This window comes from Actinacidiphila sp. bgisy167 (genome assembly GCF_965342175.1).
In the GTDB taxonomy this organism is placed as follows: Bacteria; Actinomycetota; Actinomycetes; order Streptomycetales; family Streptomycetaceae; genus Actinacidiphila.
Genome location: NZ_CBDRBL010000106.1, coordinates 1 through 18,089 on the forward strand (window position 1 = coordinate 1; position 18,089 = coordinate 18,089).

The window sequence follows — 18,089 nt, forward strand, 5'->3', positions numbered from 1 at the left end:
CCGTGTCATCTCCCCAACCCCCGCGCTCGCGATGCCCCTGTGTCGTAGGGCAACTGCTGCGGAGATCATGGAGCATTTCGTAAACTGAGTCAACAGATACTCTGTCGGTCGGTGTTGTCGAAGGGTGGGGAACATGCCGCAGATCGCGATCACCAACACGTTCTGGGAGGGCGTCGACCGGCTCGACAAGCCGGCCCGTGCCCGCGTCCACAAGGCGATGGCCAAGTTCCAGCAGCTGACGGTCCCGCAACTCCATGCGGACAAAGGGCTTCACCTGGAGTCTGTGGTGAGCTCGCGTGACCCTCGGATGCGGACCATCCGCGTCGATGACGGGCTGCGGATCGTGCTGCTCGCGCCCGACGACGGCAGCGACCTCTTCGTCTTCGTCCACGTCGTCCCCCATGACAAGGCCTACTCGTGGGCTCGCCGACGGCTCTACACGGTCAACGCCGTAACCCGCTGCCTCGAAGTGCGCGACCTCACCGCCATGGAGCAGATAACCCCGCTCTTCGCGCAGGAAGCCGCCGCGGCCCCCCAGCTCCTGTTCGCCCCCTGGTCGGACACCGTCCTGCGGCACCTCGGCGTGGACGACGTCACCCTGCGCGCCGCCCGCACCGTCACCGGCAAGGCGCAGCTGGAGGCGTTCGGGTCGCTGATGCCGGAGGACCAGTACGAGGCGCTGTGGCTGCTCGCCGAGGGCCTCGATCCCGACGACATCTACCGAGACCTCGTCGCCGTACGCCAGAAGACGACCGCCACCCAGGGCTCGGCGGCGGGGCAGACCACCGCCGAGGACGACCTGGCCGCCGCCGTCACTCGCACCCGCAGCCGCATCGCGCTTGTCACCGGTCCCGACGAACTCGCCGACATCCTGACCAAGCCCTTCGCCGCCTGGCGGATCTTCCTTCACCCTACCCAGCGGCGCATCGCCTACCGGCCCGGCTACGCCGGACCCGCCCAGATCACCGGCGGCCCCGGCACGGGAAAGACGGTCGTCGCCCTGCACCGGGTCAAGCACCTGCTGGACCGGGCGCCCGACACGCGTGTACTTCTCACCACCTACACCGGAGCCCTGGCCCGCTCCCTGCAGAGCAGCCTCGCCCTGCTGCTCGACCACGACCCGGCGCTGCTCGCCCGTGTCGACGTCACCACTGTCGACGCCGTCGCCCACCGAGTCGTGCGGCAGTTGCGTGGCAACCCGGGGGCCGCGCTCAGCGACCGGGACGAGCGGACCCGCTGGCAGCGCGTGGCCCGCCGCCTCGAACTGCCCTGGAACGAGGCGTTCCTGTCCCAGGAGTACCGGCACGTGGTCCTAGCCCAGGACCTGCGGAGCGAGGAGGAATACCTGGCGTGCGAGCGGCGTGGACGCGGCAGCGCGCTCGGGCAGGCCCAGCGGCGGCGCGTGTGGCAGGCCGTGACCCTCTTCGAGGACGGTCTGGCCCGTGACCGGGCGCACACCTGGCTGCAGGTCTGTGCCGAGGCTGCCCGGCTGCTGCACGACAAGCCGGGCGCGGAACCGTCTTACGACCATGTCGTCGTGGACGAGGCGCAGGACCTGCACCCGGCGCAGTGGCGGCTGCTGCGCGCCCTGACCCCGGAGGGTCCCGACGACCTGTTCGTCACCGGCGACCCGCATCAGAGGATCTACGATGCCCGGGTCTCGCTGCGCTCCCTCGGCATTTCCGTCGCGGGACGTAGCGGGCGACTGCGCGTCAACTACCGCTCCACCGAGGAGATCCTGCGCTGGGCCCGTGGCCTGCTCGGCGGTGAGCCTGTCGCCGATCTGACCGGCGACGCCCACGACACCCTCGCCGGATACCGTTCGCTGCTGCACGGAGTACAGCCTGTGTGCGAGGGGCACGGGAGTGAGAACGAGGAGGCCGACGCCGTCGTGCGCAGAGTTCGGGACTGGATGGACGCCGGGGTCGCGCCGTCGGACATTGCTGTCTGCGCTCGTTTCAACACCCTGACGGGCAAGCTGGGTGACCGTCTCGCCGCGGCCGGCATCCCCGTGGTGCGGGTGCGGGACGGGGAGCCAGAGAGCGCGGTGGGAGTGCGGGTGTCGACGCTGCACAGCATGAAGGGGCTGGAGTACCGGTGCGTCGCCGTTGCCGGCGTTACCCGGTCCGCCTTCCCGTTCGCGCCGGCCGTCACCCCGGCCGAGGTGGACCGCATCCAGCACACCACCGACCTGGCTGCCGAGCGGTGCCTGCTGTTCGTTGCCTGCACTCGGGCGCGGGAGGCGCTGTACGTGTCGTACAGCGGGCAACCCAGCGAGATTCTTGCCCTGTGATGCCGTGCTCCGGTTCCGGTGGTACCTCAGTCCGGGAGCCGTAGATGCGATGACGCCGGGGGACGGCCCCGAGTCGGCGTCTCTCGTAGTGCACCCGGAACCACTCGTCCGCCAGCGCGAGCAGCGGTCGTGTCCCCCGACGTGGTGCGGGGGATCAAGCGCTACGCGCTTCGGTACGAGGCCCAGGGCGATCTCCGTAGACGCGGTAACGCACGAAGCCTGCTGGGGGGTGAGGTGGGTTGAATCCCAGACTGGGCGGAGCCCCGTCCATGGCCTGCGGATTCCGGCGCCTTGATCCCCTACACCACTTGGCGGGACGCCATCCGAGCGGCGCAGGCGCTCTCCCTCTCCGGCGGCAGAGTAGGCTGCGGCGCGGTAGACGATTTTGCCGTCGTATTCGTTGAAGCCGAGGGTCAGAGGGGCGCGAAGGCCAAGGGCTCCAATGGAGTCGTGTGCGCCGGCGCTGAGGGCGGCGATGTTCTCGAGGGTGCGGATGCTGTGGTGGCGTTCGGTGCGAGCGGTCCAGGCGATGTATACGCGTTCGGTCTCGGTCCTGGGCACTGCGACATGCTCCCGGAGCTGCGCCGGAATGCAGCTGGGACCTCTATCGTGCTGATGAGTTGACGATTCCGGAGGGCTTCGTATGCCGAAGACGACGCAGTTGCGGACCTACACCGTCCGGGAGGGGTTGCTGGACGAGTGGGCGGATCGGTGGCGGGAAGAGATCGTGCCGCTCCGGTTGGCCTTGGGATTCGCGATCGGTGGGGCGTGGGTGGACCGGGAGCGTAACCAGTTCGTGTGGCTGATCTCGTATGACGGGCCGGAGTCGTTCGCGGAGCGGAACGCCGTGTACTGGGCGTCGCCGGAGCGCAAGGCGATGGGTCTAGATCCGGATGACTACCTGGTGAGTACGGAGGAACGGACGGTGGAGCCGGTCGAACTAGGGTCCTGAGTTAGGGCGTTTGGGGGAGCATGTGGTGGCGTCGTTCGTCCTCGGTGAGGACGCGGAAGACGCGGGTGCGGGCGTGGGCTTCGAGGCGGGTGAGGTCATGGTCGGCGGTCCAGATGCGGGCGGTGCCGTCGTGGGAGGCGGTGAGCAGGCGGGTACTGTCGCGGGTCCAGGCGACGGAGGCAATCTTGTCTTGATGGACGCCGGCGATGGTGGTCTCTTCGTAGGTGGTGGCTGACCAGATGCGCAGGGTGCGGTCGTCGGAGCCGGTGGCGATGTGGCGTCCGTCGGGGGACCAGGCGATGGCGCGCAGCCGGCCTTGGTGGCCCGTGAGGGTGTCGATGCGGCGGCCGGTGGCGGTGTCCCAGACGGCTGCGGTCCAGTCGCCGGAAGCGGTGGCGACGCGGGTTTCATCGGGTGACCAGGTGACGTCGTCGACGTAGTTGTCGTGCCCGCGCAGGACGGTGAGTTGCCGGGCTTCGGCGATGTCCCACAGGCGGCAGGTGCGGTCATCGGAAGCGCTGGCCAGATGGCGGCCGGTGGGGGACCAGGCGATGCGGCTGACCCAGTCCTGGTGCCCGGTCAGGGCGGTAAGACGGGTGCCGTCGTGAGCGGACCAGATGGTGATGGTGCCGTCGTGGTCGCCCGTGGCGATGCGGGTGGCGTCGGGGGACCAAGCGATGGATTCGATGACGGGTCCGCGGTGTTCGGCGATTGTCCTGCCGTCGGGGTGGAAGATACGGAACGTGCCGTCGTTGGTGCTGATGGCCAGGCGGTCGTCGTGCGGTGACCAGGCGGTGCTCCACACGCGGTCGGCGTGCTCGAGGACGTGGGCGGTGGCGCCGGTGGTGGCGTCGAAGATGCGGACGGTGTGGTCGTCGCAGGCGGTGGCGATGCGCGTGTGGTCGTGGTTCCAGGCGGCCTGGTTGACCGGTCCGCGGTGCCAGTCGAGGAGGAGGGTTTCGGCGCCTCGGGGGCGCAGGTCCCAGATGCGGGCGGTGCCGTCGGTGGAGCTGGTGGCGATTCGGCGACCGGTGGGGGACCAGGTCACGCCCCAGACGGTGTCGGAGTGGCCACGCAGGACGGCGACGACCTTGGCGTCGTGGGCGTCGACGATCCGGACGGTGTGGTCCGAGGATGCCGAGGCGAGGAGCCGCCCGTCGGGGGACCAGGCGGTGTTCCACACGTAGTCGGTGTGACCGCGGACCAGGAGCAGTCGGGCGCCGGTGGTGGCGTCGAAGATGCGGACGGTGTGGTCACCGGAGCCGGTGGCGATGCGCGTGCCGTCCGGGGACCAGACGATGCCCTCGACGAAGTCGGCATGTCCGGACAGCACGACTGCCGTGGTGCCGCTCTCCAGGACCCAGACGCGGGCGGTCTGATCGTGGGACGCGGAGGCCAGGCGGGTGCTGTCCGGGGACCATGCCACGCCCCACACGTCACCTTGGTGGCCGCGCAGCTCATGGGCGAGGCGGCCGCTGGCGGCGTCCCACACACGGACCGTCTGGTCGCGGGAACTGGCCGCCACCCACCTCCCGTCTGGGGACCAGGCGACCTGCCTCCCGATATCGCCGGCACCGGTCAGCAGACGCACGGGTTCGCCGGTGGCGGCGTCCCAGATCCTCACCACGTGCTCGCGACCCACCGTCGCGACCCGGGCGGCATCCGGTGACCAGGTCACACCTTCGACCATGGCGCCTTGGGACGGTAGCACCCGCGTACAGCGTCCCGAAGCGGCGTCGAAGATCCGCGCGGTGCCGTCCCGAGATGCCGTCGCGACCCAGCACCCGTCGGGGGACCAGGCGACGTGCCGGACGGTATCGGTGTGCCCGTCAAGCAGCAGCCGGCCATGGCTGAACGCCAACGCCGTCAGCAGTCCCCGTTGGGCCGCCGGCGTCGGCGTGCACTCACCCAGCGCCGCCAGCGACAGCAGCAACGACCGCTCCGGGTCCCGCTCCACCGCCCCCAGCACGTACTGTCCGATCGCGTCCGCCACCCGCCGCAAGAACGCCAGATCACGCCGCTGCGACGACTCCACCAATGCCTGCGCCCCTGGCGTCGCCTGCCCGCTGTCCCGCAACGCCAGCAGCCACCGCTGCGCCAGGCCCAGTCGCTCACCTGTCAGCAGGTAGTCGTCGCTGCGTCCGGAGTGCTCCCAGTCTTCGGCCCAACGCTCGAGTTCGGCGCGCTGACGCAGTTGCTCAGTGTGGGCTTCGACTTCCTGCCGTAGGGGCGCCCACTGGCGGAAGAGGGCCTCGTGGGTGACCTGGGCGTAGGGTTCATGGCCGGGCTCGGCGCCGGTGGTGAGCAGGCGGGCATCGGTGAAGGCGTCCACCACGCGCCGTTCCCGGTCGGTCAGTTCGGCCAGCACGACGCGACGACGGGCCACCTCCTGGCCTTGGACGGTGACGAACCTCAGCAGGACGCGCAGGACCTCGTCGATAGCGACGCAATCGGTGCCGGCGCCGAGTTCGGCCACGGCGTGGTCGGCCTGCCGGGCCAGCGCCCCTGCGACCCCGCCGAGCCTGCGGTAGAGCTCCTCGGTCACGGTCTCGCCCGGACCGGACGCGAGGTACAGCTCCTGCAGCAGGTACGCCAGCAGCGGCAGCGCGTCGTCGGAACCGGTGTCCTCGACGATGGCGTCCACGACGCCGGGAGCGAACGACAAGCCCACCAATGCGCCGGGCCGCTTCACCACTTCGGCCAGTTGGCTCCGGTCAAGGGCGCCGATGGCCACCGGGTGCTGGAACATTTCGGCGTGGCCGGTGGCCAGCAGCGGCCTGAGGAAGTCCACCCGCAGCGTCGCCAGCACCCGCACCCGCGCATCCCTGGCCAGGCAGGTGTGCAGGGCATCGAGGAACTGCGACCGCTCCCGTTCGCCGGCGAGCGTGACGAGCTCCTCGAACTGGTCCACGACCAGCAGCACACTCCGGAACCTGCCCGCACGCAGCCGCGCCAACTCTGCGACAAGCGCCGCCGGATCCTCCCGCAGACGTCGCAGCACCGTAGCCACTGACTCCCGGCCGCCGCCGGCCGCAGCGATGACCGCCGCCAGCGCCGCCAGCGGATTCGGCCCGGGCGAGAACGCCGGAAGGACCGTCCACCGCCGGCCGCGCAACCGCGGCATCAACCCCGCGCGCACCAGCGACGACTTCCCACTCCCCGAGGCCCCGACCAGCAGCAGGAATCTGTCGGCGGGACGGCTTTGCGGCTGGTGGAGACGCCGAGTCAGCTCATCGGACTGCGCCGGCCGCCCGAAGAAAACCGGAGCCTCGTCCTCGGTGAAAGCGTCCAGCCCTGGGTAGGGGACCCGGTCACGGGGCCAGACCGACCGCGGCGTCCCAGGATTCTCCAGCCGGTGGACGACCACCTGCAAGGCCACGGTCGCCACGATCAGCAGCCCGATCGCCGGTATGGCCACCCGCTGCAGCAACTGCAGCAGCAAGGGGACGTCGTTCTCATTGGTGGCGTAGTTCGTGACGATCCCCAGCAGGCTTCCGACCAGGACCAGCGTGACCTGAAGCAGTAGCTGCAGGCGGCCCCTCACGGCGCCGCATTCCCCGCGCTGCCGCGTCGCTGCATCCACGCCCCCCGGCTTCGCCGCTACCGATCGCCAACGGCAATCATCGGCCGCGGGCTGCAATATCTCAAGAGTGCCCGAGCAGCGAGCGACGGTGGCGTCGCACTCGGTGAGTTGCCGGCCTCGACAGTGAAGGCTCGAATCCGCGGCTGCGCGTTCTTCTGCTGCGAGCAGCGGGCAGGCAGGATCATGGCCATGAGGATTCTGGTTCTGGGCGGGACGTGGTTTCTGGGCCGATGGATTGCCGAGGGGGCGATGGCCCGCGGGTGGTCCGTGACGACGTTCAACCGTGGGCGCTCTGGGCGCGACGTCGACGGGGTGCAGGCCGTACGAGGGGACCGGACGGAGGCCGGCGATGTGGCGCGGCTGGCGGAGCGCGGGCCGTGGGATGCGGTGATCGACACCTCCAGCTCGGAGTTGGCGCCGCGCGATGTGCTGCTTGTTGCGTCTGCCCTGAGCAAGATGGCGGCACGGTGGGTGCACGTTTCCACGGTTTCCGTGTACGCGGGCTGGCCGCATTCGCATCTGACCGACCGCTCTGCGCTCTTGGAGAGCCCGGCCGATGCTGACGAGTCGTTCGGCTACACCGGCGAGGACGGGAGCCCGACCAAGTACGGGTTTCAGAAGGCCGGCGGGGAGCGGGCGGTGGGGGAGGCGTTCGGGGAGCGGGCGGTGTTTCTGCGGCCGGGGGTGATCCTGGGGCCGGGAGAGTATGTCGGGCGGTTGCCGTGGTGGCTGGAGCGGGCGGCTCGGGGCGGGCGGATTCTGGCGCCGGCCCCGGCCGACCGGAGGATTCAGCCCGTCGACGTCCGGGATGTGGCGGCCTTCGCGCTGGACCAGGCTGCGGGCACGGGTAGCGGGAGCTTCAACGTCTCCCATCCGGAGGGGATGACCTTCCGCGACTTCATTGGCGCGTGCCTGGAGGTGACGGGTGGCGCGGGGGCGCCCGTCTGGGTGGAGCCGGAGGTCCTGGCGGCGCAAGGGGTCGCGCAGTGGACGGAGTTGCCGCTGTGGCGTACGCACGCCGGGGTGTGGTCGGTCGACTCCGGGCGCGCGCTGGCTGCGGGTCTGCGCTGCCGGCCGTTGGCGGAGACGATCCGGGACACTTGGGCGTGGCTGTCGGCGGGTGGAAGCCTTGTTGACCATCCCCGGCGGGCGCTGCACGGGATCGCCGTCGAGAAGGAAGCGAAGATCCTTGCCTCACTGTGAACGTGTCGGTCAGGCTTCGAGGGCCAGCAGCCCTGTGTGCGGGCCGAGCCGGTACGGCGGGGACAGGCGCGTGTAGTCCTCGATGCGTTCGCGTAGTTGCCGGGGGAGCGGCGCCCCGTGGTAGGCGGGTTGCGCCAGGTGGCGACGGACCCGGGCCATGCGGACCACGATGCCCGTCATGCGGTGGTCCTCTGGAATGCTCCACACGGGTTCCAGCGCTTCGGCTGCGCCGTCGACGTCGCCGGACATGAGGCGGGCCAGGGCGAGGTCGGCCGCCGCGCCTCCGCGCACGTGCGCAGACTGTGTGTTCTGTGGTTTTTGCGCGAGTAGCACGAGGGCGCGCCGGGCGGAGGTCTCGGCTTGGGCGCCGTCTCCGATGACGAGCGCGGTGGTGCTGTTGGACATGGCCAACCGCTCGGCGGGGAAGCCGAACTCCCCGCCCACCGTGTCGTGTAGCTCGTCCCTTCGGCCGTGATCGGCCTCCTCGGAGCGCCTGATCGCGGCCTGGGCGGAGCTCACGTCGCCCAGGTGCGCGTACGCGCGGGCCTGGATGGCGTACAGGCGGCGGTACGCGACGTCGCCTACGGCGCCGTGTGACAGTGCGCGCTCGGCTTTCGCCGCGGCTTCGGTGGCTTCGCCGGAGTGGTAGGCGATATACGCCAATGCGCCGTCGGCGAAGGCGCGCAGCGGGGCGAACCGTGAGGTCTCGCCGTACAGCGCGGCCGTACGGGCGAAGCTCCTCGCGCTGGAGAGGTAGCCGAGATTGAAGGCGGCCGCAGACAGCAGGGCCGAGACTTGGCCGTTGAGGACCATCAGTTCCTGTTGCTGGGCGGGGATCTGCGTTCGGTCGCGCTGCCTCTCGACCTCCAGACGCAGGACGTCGGCGTCCTCGAACGCCTTCTGCGGTGGGACGGCGTGGTACTGCCGGGCGAGGCTGATCACCTGGTCGCGGATCTCGTCGATGCTGGTGTCGGAGATGGCCGCCGTGGCGGTCGCGTCGGCGCTGTCATGAGCTTCACGTGCAGTCATGCGAACTCGTTCTTCCAGGTCGCGGGGGATGGCGGGGAGATCGTCCGCTGCGGGCGGCGGCCCGAAGAGCTGCTCCACGGTGTGACCGGGGAACATGGTTTCGAGGATCCGGCAGGCTTCGGCGCCGGGCAGGCCGATGAGCTTGCCGGCCGTCCAGCGCCGGAACTGGCTCTCGCCGCAGGTGGGGTTGTTCGGACTCCTGCCGAAGAGCAGACCTCCGGTCTCGGTGAACTTCTGGTCGAACCTGCGGTACGGCATCCGGTCCCGGTCGACCAGCCACTTCAGCAGCGTCTTCGGCCCGTCGCCCATTCCGCCCCACTCTCCGAGTGTCCCGCACGCTGCGGCGCGCCTTGTGGATCGATCCCTTGACTGGAAGGGGACACCGTCGCCCCGCGAGGACGCAACAAGGCTGCAGCAGAGGCTATGTGAAAGCCACTCGGAAGCGCGGCACGTCACTCGGACGGTATCTGAAGGCCACCCGTGGAGGCATGGCGGAGCCATCCGGGCCGACAGAACCCTGTTCACCACGTTCGCTGAGCCGAGCGGTCGCTGCAGGTTCCCGTTACGGGGCGGGTCACGGCCGTGGAGTCGCGAACGACGCGTCATCCCCACACACCGGAGGAGTTGGTATGAGCCCGAACATCACGCTGAGCACGCAGGCCGCGCAGCAGCAGGCCGTCGCGTCGGACAGCGGTTTCGACCTGGACGTCACGCTGCTGGAGGTGGCGGACCCGGCCGGCCTGGTCAACGTCACCGACGACGGCTGCGGCAGCACGTGCGGCGCCTGCACGACCGGCGTCGCCTGACGCTCTCGTGCCCGATGCCGGTGCCGTCGTACGGCGTCCGCCCGGTGGCGGCACCGGTCGTCTCTTCCCCTTTCCCACTGCCCTTGAGGAGGTTGGTATGGCCTCACCCGCCCGCGTGTTCCGGTCCGGCTCCATCGCGCTCGTGCGCGCTGCGGCACACCCGCGGTTGCACGTTCCGCCGTGGCCCGATCTGATCGATTCGAGTCTGCAGGGCGTATCGGCACAGGTCGCCTGGCTGCGGGCGGTGTGGGATACGGCCGATGTCACCGACGCTGTGCGGCATGCCAGCCCGGCGCTGGCGCAGGAGATCCAGACACTGTGCATGGCAGAGCGGCCCGCCGGACGGGATGTACGGCGCGCGGTGCTGTCGGTGGCGCGTTACCTGCTACGTGCCGAGGGCCGCGCCACGCCGTTCGGGCTGTTCGCCGGGGTGACCACTGCCGCCCTCGGCACGAGGGCACGAGCCGAGTGGGGCACCGAGCACCGGACGGTGGTCCGTGCCGGCGCCGAATGGCTCGCGGCCGTGATCGGACGACTGGAAGCCTGCCCCGTGTTGCTGGCACGGCTGCCGGTGGTCGCCAACAGCGCGCTGATGGTCCGCGGCGACCGGGTGGTCGTGCCGTACCAGCCGGACGGGCGGGTGCGCGGCACGGGTGCCGTCGAGGTGGCGCTGCGACACTCCGAGCCGGTACGCGCCGCCTTGGCGGCAGCCCGTACCCCCGCCCCCGTGGTCGAGGTGAGGGAGAAGGTTTTGGCGAACTTCCCGGACGCCGGGCAGGAAACGGTCACGGAGTTGCTGGCGGAGCTCGTCAAGCGACGGGTGCTGATCACCTCGCTGCACGCACCCGGCACCGCGACCGACGCCTTCGGGCATCTGCTGGCGCAGCTCGACGCCGTCGGCGCCGACGGGATCACCCAGGTTTCCGAGCTGGTCCGTGAACTACGTGATATCGATGTCGCTTTGGAAGCCTGCGACGGGCGGCCCGTGCGCGAGAGCCGTGCCGGGCGGGAGCGTGCCGCCGAGCTGATGGGCGCGCTGGCCCCGGTCCGGCGGCATCCGCTCGCTGTGGACCTACGTCTGGACGCCTCCGTGACTCTGCCCGCGGTGGTGGCCCGTGAGGTGGAGAAGGCGGCGCTGGTGCTCGCCCGCGTGAGCTCCGCGCCGTACGGCACGGCGGCATGGAAGGCGTACCACCAGCGGTTCTACGAGCGGTTCGGGATCGGGTCGATGGTGCCCGTCCTGGACGCCGTCGCCGACAGCGGCATCGGGTTCCCCGACGGATACCCGGGAACCGCCGTCCCGGAGCGTCGCCCGCCGGTGTCGAGCCGGGACGAGGTGCTGGTGCGGCTGGCCCAGCAGGCTGTGCTCGACGGCCGCGAGGAGGTCGTCGTGGACGAGGCCCTGCTGGCGGCCCTGGACCTCGGACCCGAGCACCCCCGGCTCCCACCGCACGTGGAGATAGGGGTGCGGGTACACGCCGACAGCACCGCCAGCATGGAGCGCGGCGACTTCCGCCTGGAGGTCCTGAGTGTCTCCCGCGGCGCGGGCGTCGGCACCGGCCGGTTCCTTCCCGTCCTGGACCAGCAGGGGCGTACCGCGCTGGCCGGCGAACTGTCCGACCTGCCGGGAGGCGACGGCACCACCGCGGTGGCCCAGCTGTCGTTCCCGCCGCTGGTGCCGCAGACGGCGCACGTCACCCGAGCGCCCCGGGTCCTGCCGACCGTGATCAGCCTGGAGGAGCACCAGAGCCCGGACGCATCGGTCCTGACGGTCGAGGACCTGGCGGTGGGCTGCGACGGGCGCCGCATGTACCTGGCGGCGCCGGCGTACAGGCGGCGCGTCGAGGCCGTCGCGATGCACGCCCTGAACCTGCGCACCCACACCTCTCCGCTGGCCCGCTTCCTGATCGAGCTGAGCCGAGCCCAGTGCGCCGCGGTGACGCTGTTCGACTGGGGAGCAGCACAGGCCATGCCGTTCCTGCCGCGTCTGTGCCACGGACGCACGGTGATCTCACCGGCCCGGTGGCGGTTGACCGCGGACGAGCTCCCCGACCGCATCTCGCCCTGGAGCACGTGGGACGACGCCTTTACGGGGCTGCGCAGCCGACGCCGCCTTCCCCGGCATGTGCACCTCGCCGAAGGCGACCGGCGCCTCACCCTGGATCTCGACCACACGGGCCACCGGGTACTGCTGCGCGACCACCTGCACCGGTCCGGGCAGGCCGTCCTCGTCGAGGCACCGGGCAGGGCCGGCTGGTGTGGCGGCCGGGCCCACGAGATCGTCATCCCGCTCCGGGCCGTCGGACCCTCGCCGTGGCCGCGTCTCCCGGCTCCAACGCGGGACCGGATCATCGGCCGCGACCAAGGCCAGAGCCCGGCCGCGTCGCCCGTACTCCTGGCCGCCCTGTACGGCGACATCCGCCGGCAGGACACCGTCGTCGCCGAACACCTGCCCGCGCTGCTGGAGCGACTCGGCCAACCGCCCTGGTGGTACGTGCGCTTCCGCGACCCCGACCAGCACCTGCGGCTGCGGATCGCCCTGAACGACCCCGCCGACTTCGGGCCCGTCGCCGCAGAGGTCAGCGCATGGACGAACGAACTCCACGCCGCAGGCCTGCTGCGCGAGGTCCGCTACCCCACCTCCTACCCCGAGACCGGCCGCTGGGGCTCCGGACAAGCGTGGCAGGCGGCCGAAGAGGTGTTCCGTACCGACTCCCGCGCCCTGCTCACCCAACTTCGCCAGCGCGACCGGCCCGAACGGCGCGCCTTGGTCGCCGCGCACACCGTCGCCATCGCCTCCGCCTTCCTCGGCAGCACGGCGGCCGGAATGCGCTGGCTGATCGACCACATCCCCGCGACCGCCCCGCAGCCGGTGCCGCGCCCGCAGTTCACCGAAGCCGTCCGCCTCGCCGACCCCCGCCACGACTGGTCGGCACTGCGTTCGCTCCCGGGCGGCCCGCAGACCGTCGCCGCCTGGGCAGACCGGGATACGGCCCTGGCCGCCTACCGCAGCCACCTGCCCGGGCCGGACACCCACGGCATCAACGCCGACGACGTCCTGAACTCCCTCCTGCACGTGCACTTCGTCCGCCACGTGGCCGTCGACTTCCCCGAAGAGGCCCTCTGCCTGTATCTCGCGCGGGCCGCCGCCCTCACCTGGACTGCCCGCACCACCGGAAGGCCCGCATGAGCATCCATCCCTGCCACGACCTCGCCCGAGCCGTCAGCGACCGCCTCGCCCACCCCGACACCACCCCGCCCACCATCTATAGCCAGCAGGTGTGGCGGCGGTCCCTCGCCCACGGCATCCCCGGCATCGCCCTACTGCACATCGAACGCGCCGCCCAAGGCCTCGGACCCTGGCAGCGCGCCCGCGACTGGCTCACCGCCGCCGCCCGCACCCCCCTCACCGCCGGACCCGACAGCCACCCCTACCACGGCGCCCCAGCGCTCGCGCACGCATTGGCTTGCGCCGCCGAGCAGCGTCCCGGCACCTGCCGCAAAGCCCTGGACGCGCTGGACCGGCAGATCACCGTCGACACCCGACGCCGGCTGGACGCAGCACACCGCCGCCTCGACGCCCGACACCTCCCCGCCCTCGCAGAGTTCGACGCCATCCGCGGCCTCACCGGCTACGGTGCCTACCTGCTGCGCCGCGACCCCGACAGCCCCCTCGTCCACGCAGTCCTGGACTACCTCGTCCGCCTCACCAAGCCGATCCCCTTCAACGGTGTGGTGCTGCCCGGATGGTGGACCGCAACGGGCCCCGCTGGCACACCGCACAGCCGCTTCGCGGGCGGGCACGCCAACAACGGCCTCGCCCACGGCATCGGCGGAGTTCTGTCGCTGCTCGCCCTGGCCGCCCTGCGAGGCATCACCGTCCCCGGGCACCTCCACGCGCTGCGCACCATCTGCGCCTGGCTGGACCGCTGGCGCACCGACACCGACCACGGTCCGACCTGGCCGTACTGGATCACCCGCCCCGAACTGCGAACCGACCGGCCCGGCCCCGCCGGCCCGCGCCGCCCGTCCTGGTGCTACGGCACCGCAGGACTCGCGCGAGCACAACAACTCGCCGGCCGCGCCCTCGCCGACACCAGCCGCCAACTCGCAGCAGAAATCGCACTCATCGACGCCCTCACCGACACCGCACACCTCGCCACCGTGACGGACCCGTCCCTGTGCCACGGATACGCCGGCCTCGCCCACACCGCCGCACGCATGGCCCAAGACGCGCTACCCGCAACTCGCACCCGCCTCCACGCCCTCATCCCCGGTCTGCTCTCCGCCGTCCACCCCCCGGACGTAGACCCGGACACCGCGGCCACCACGCTCATCGACAGCAGCGCCTCCGGCACCGGACTGCTCGAAGGCGCCGCAGGCGTCGCCCTGGCCGTCCTCGCACCCAGCACCACCACACCCACCGCCTCCGCCTGGGACACCTGCCTGCTCCTGGCCTGAGCCCCGCCGTCACGAAGAGAGCCCTGATGCCCCGCGAGCACTGGCACCAGCACAACCTCACCTTCCCCGACCGCGACACCGCCCGGACCGCCGCAACCGGCGTCCTCGGCCCCGCCCTCACCGCCGCCCAGACCGACGGACTCCTCACCACCTGGTGGTATATGAACAAGCAGCCCTGGCCGCTGCGCTACTGCTGCCGCGGGCCCGCACCCGCCGCCATCCGGGACCTCCTCGACAAGCTCGCGGCCGACGGCCGGATCACCGCGTGGACGAGCAGCGTGTACGAACCGGAAACCGTCGCCTTCGGCGGCGAGCAGGCCATGGCGACGGCACACGACCTCTTCCACCACGACAGCCGCCATCTGCTCACCTGCGCCCAGCACCTCGGCGCCCGCGAGACCGCCGTCCTGCTGTGCAGCACCATGCTGCGCGCCGCGGGCCTGGACTGGTACGAGCAAGGCGACGTCTGGGCGAAGGCCGCCGCCCTGCGCCCGCCCGACCACGGCCACCTGCCCGAACAGGCCGCCGCGCACCTCCCGGCGCTGCGCCGACTGATGACCGCCGACACGCATACCCAGACGGGCCCCGGTGGACCTCTGGCCGGACACGATGTATGGATCGCGGCATTCGAACGAGCCGGGCGCGACCTCGCCCGCCTGGCCCGCACCGGTCAGTTGTCCCGAGGCCTGAGGGCCGTCCTCGCCCACCACGTCATCTTCCACGCCAACCGCGCCGCTCTCCCCCTGGAAGACCAGCGCACCCTGTACCAGCTCGCACGAGAGGTAGTCATGACCACCAGCGACCACACGGCACCCGCACAACCGCACACTACCGACGCCAACGCCGAACGGCTCCGCCACGCCCTGGTGGACCGGGTCGTCGCCGACGGCCGGGTGCGCACGCCCCGCATCGAGACGACACTGCGCAGCGTCCCCCGCCACGTTTTCGTGCCCCACGTCTCGCTCGACGTCGCCTACGCCGACACGACGGTCGACATCAAACGCGACGAGGACGGCACGTCCATCAGCTGCGCCTCACAGCCGGGGGTCGTCGGCCTCATGCTGGAGCAACTGCAGCCCCAGCCCGGGGACGCCGTCCTCGAACTCGGCGCCGGAAGCGGCTACAACGCCGCCCTTCTCGCCCACCTGGTCAGCGGCACCGGACACGTCACCACCGTCGACGTCGACGACGACCTCGTCAGCGGTGCCCGCGCCCGCCTTGCGGAGGCGGGCATCGGCAACGTCACCGTCGTCCTCGGCGACGGCGCCCTCGGCCACCCCGACGGCGCCCCCTACCAGCGGATCATCGCTACCGTCGGTGCCCACGGCGTGCCCCGCGCCTGGACTTACCAGCTTGCGCCTGGCGGTCGACTGGTCGTCCCCCAGCGGCTGCGCGGCAGCGTCTCCCGCTCCATCGCCTACGAGAACCACGACGGCCGCTGGTTGTCCGTCGGGAGCGAGATGAACACGTTCATGCCCCTGCGGTGCGGCATCGCCGACGACGAGCGCCGCATCATCCCCCTCACCCCGGACGGGACGGTACGGCTCCAGACCCACCTCGAGCAGGCGGCCGACGTCGAAGCCCTGGCCGACGTCCTCGACCAGCCGCGCACCGTCGAGTGGTCCGGCGTGCTCTACCGCGCCATGGAATCGCCGGAGTGGATGGAACTCTGGCTGACCTGCACCACACCCAGCGGCCTGACCCGGATGCTCTTCCCCCGCTCGGCGGCCGGCACCGTTCTCACCGACGACCCCTACCCGTCCGCCACCGCCGCCTTCGACAAGGGTGCGCTCACCTACCTCACCCGCCGCCTGTCCGAGCAGCGCACCCCGGACGGCGGCAAGCTGTGGGAGTTCGGCGTCGTCGGACACGGTCCCGGTGCAGACGAACTCGCCGCCCGCATCACCGACTCCATGCGCACCTGGGACCGCGACCACCGCGGCAGCGAAGCCCGCTTCGAACTGCTGCCCCTCGACGCCGCGGCGCCCGTCGAGACGGCCCCGGGCCGTTTCACCGTGGACACCCCCCTCAACCGCATCGTCATCGACTGGCAGTGACACGGCCCACCGGCCAGGCCGCTCGACCGCCTGGCCGGCTCCGTCCCCACCTCCGGAAGGAACCTGTGAACCCCCTGGACCCGCACGGGCCGACAGCCAAGCGGTTTCCCCTTGTCGCTCGCGTCCGCCCTGCCTGCCTCCCGCTGCCCGAACGCGTGGCGCAACTCGTCGAACTCGCCGACACCAGCCGACGGAACACTGACCAGGGACTGGCCTCCACCGTCTACAACCAGTCCGCGCTCCTCGCCTCCGACCTCGGACTCCCCGACCTCGCCCGCACGCTGTGCCACCAGCACGCCGCCGCCTACCTCCACGCGTGCCCCCTGCCCGCGATGAGCGCCATCCGAGCACTGGAACCCCTGGTCAACCTCGCACGCCTGCACATCCGCGCCGACCGCAACGACGACGGACACCACCACCTCCTCACCCTCCACGCGGCCGTCGACACCGCGACAGGCACCGTCCTGGACGGTGTAGCCGTACCCTCCGACCTGGCCGAAAGCCCACAGCAACGCCAGGAGGTACGCGCCTGGTTGTGGCGGGTCCTCCTCGCCGACGGCACCCGCGCACTCACCACTACAGGTCGCTGGCAGCAAGCCCTCACCCACATCGAACAGCACCACGGCATCGGCACCCGCATGCTCGACGGCCGCCAGGTCGCCGTCATCGCAGCCCTCACCGCTCGCGACACCGCCACCGCAGCCGAACTCCTCGATCACACGGCCCCCGGCGAGCCATGGGAGCAGGCCGTAACCGCCTGCCTCACCGCACTGTGCCAGCGCAGCACCGGCCAACCGGTCGACGGCCACATCGACCACCTGCTCGACGCCTTTCCCCAGCGACTTCCGGAACCCGGTCTCACCGTCTTCGACACCCGACTCGGTCTCACCGTCCTTGATGTCATCGCCGCTGCCGAGCACCCCGCAGCCCGCACGATCGCCGACATCCTCGCCCACCGGGCCCTGGACGCACGTGACGGATACGCCGCCCGCGAGATCCTTTCCCACGCGCTGACCACCGCCCTCATCACCGACCGGCAAGCCGAGCAGTGTCACGACCTCGTGAACGCCTGCGCCTTGGGCACCCGCACCCTCCCAGCACCCTTGCGCGACGACCTCGCCGCCGCACGCCACACCAGCGACGAGGTGATCCGCACCAGCCTCGGCCACGCAGCCTCCGAGCGCTGACCCCCGCCGGGAGAACGACGCGGACGAGCCGGCATCCAGCGCCGGAAAGTCTTTGAAAGACCTGGTGAGAGCAGACTTCCGCTCTTCGCGCACCCACGGTGTCGTGGTCGCGTCCCGTCCGCGATCACTGGGAGGCCATTGCCATGGCTGCGCTCCTCTTCACCGTCGCGCTGTTGCTGCCCTTCGCCCCGACTGCCGGCCCGTTCGCCCTCACCGAAGCCCGCGACTGCGTACGCCCCGGACACGGCCGCCATCGACGCGTCGTACGCGCTCGCCACGCGGCCCGAGGAGGCCGGCGATGACCACCCACCCCGACCCGACCGCCAGCGCCGACATCCTTTGGCGCTGGACCAGCTGCACCCCCAACGCCCCCGCCCAGGCCCGCACCGCCCTACGCTGCGCCCTCGACCAGCTCGGCTACGGCGGTGAGGTCATCAGCGACGCCGTGTTGGCAGTCTCCGAGCTGGTGGCCAACGCCACCGAGCACGCGGTCGGCCCCTACGAACTGCGGCTGCGTC

General features: G+C 71.2%; 11 protein-coding genes. 9 read left to right on the top strand and 2 right to left on the bottom strand.

What is annotated here, in order from left to right; genetic code table 11:
- Window positions 1–133 precede the first annotated feature (133 nt).
- Both ACRWND_RS27715 and ACRWND_RS27720 read left to right on the top strand, forming a co-directional pair.
- Entirely contained in the window at window positions 134–2,293 is a 2,160-nt protein-coding gene (locus ACRWND_RS27715; protein WP_431954163.1) for a UvrD-helicase domain-containing protein, read from the top strand.
- A gap of 643 nt (window positions 2,294–2,936) precedes the next feature.
- Complete coding sequence (locus tag ACRWND_RS27720) at window positions 2,937–3,245, top strand: NIPSNAP family protein (RefSeq protein WP_431954165.1); 309 nt, start codon at window positions 2,937–2,939, stop codon at window positions 3,243–3,245.
- Window position 3,246: 1 nt separating this feature from the next.
- On the opposite strand, the gene ACRWND_RS27725 is transcribed toward ACRWND_RS27720, so the two are convergent.
- Window positions 3,247–6,789, bottom strand: a complete 3,543-nt coding sequence (locus tag ACRWND_RS27725; protein ID WP_431954167.1) for an AAA family ATPase — start codon at window positions 6,787–6,789, stop codon at window positions 3,247–3,249.
- Between the two features lie 228 nt (window positions 6,790–7,017).
- Between ACRWND_RS27725 and ACRWND_RS27730 the strand changes: the two genes are divergently transcribed.
- Entirely contained in the window at window positions 7,018–8,031 is a 1,014-nt protein-coding gene (locus ACRWND_RS27730) for an NAD-dependent epimerase/dehydratase family protein (protein WP_431954169.1), read from the top strand.
- A 9-nt stretch (window positions 8,032–8,040) separates the two neighbouring features.
- Here ACRWND_RS27730 and ACRWND_RS27735 read toward each other — a convergent pair whose 3' ends face one another.
- Window positions 8,041–9,369: a DNA-binding protein gene (locus tag ACRWND_RS27735; RefSeq protein WP_431954171.1), complete on the bottom strand. Its 1,329-nt coding sequence runs from the start codon at window positions 9,367–9,369 to the stop codon at window positions 8,041–8,043.
- 320 nt (window positions 9,370–9,689) lie between these two features.
- On the opposite strand from ACRWND_RS27735, the gene fxlA reads away from it, so the two are divergent.
- The 6 genes from fxlA to ACRWND_RS27765 form a co-directional block, all read left to right on the top strand.
- Window positions 9,690–9,866 carry an FxLD family lanthipeptide gene (fxlA, locus tag ACRWND_RS27740; RefSeq protein WP_431954173.1) on the top strand — a complete coding sequence of 59 codons (177 nt, stop codon included), beginning with the start codon at window positions 9,690–9,692 and terminating at the stop codon, window positions 9,864–9,866.
- 97 nt (window positions 9,867–9,963) lie between these two features.
- A complete protein-coding gene (locus ACRWND_RS27745) occupies window positions 9,964–13,056 on the top strand; it encodes a lantibiotic dehydratase (RefSeq protein WP_431954175.1) in 3,093 nt (1,030 codons plus the stop codon).
- Window positions 13,053–14,327: a lanthionine synthetase C family protein gene (locus ACRWND_RS27750; RefSeq protein WP_431954177.1), complete on the top strand. Its 1,275-nt coding sequence runs from the start codon at window positions 13,053–13,055 to the stop codon at window positions 14,325–14,327. Before ACRWND_RS27745 ends, ACRWND_RS27750 begins: the two co-directional genes overlap by 4 nt.
- A gap of 26 nt (window positions 14,328–14,353) precedes the next feature.
- Entirely contained in the window at window positions 14,354–16,384 is a 2,031-nt protein-coding gene (gene fxlM, locus ACRWND_RS27755; RefSeq protein ID WP_431954179.1) for a methyltransferase, FxLD system, read from the top strand.
- 74 nt (window positions 16,385–16,458) lie between these two features.
- On the top strand, window positions 16,459–17,571 hold the full coding sequence (locus tag ACRWND_RS27760) for a hypothetical protein (RefSeq protein WP_431954183.1): 1,113 nt from the start codon (window positions 16,459–16,461) through the stop codon (window positions 17,569–17,571).
- 298 nt (window positions 17,572–17,869) lie between these two features.
- On the top strand, window positions 17,870–18,089 hold a 220-nt coding region (locus tag ACRWND_RS27765), incomplete at its 3' end, for an ATP-binding protein (protein ID WP_431954181.1).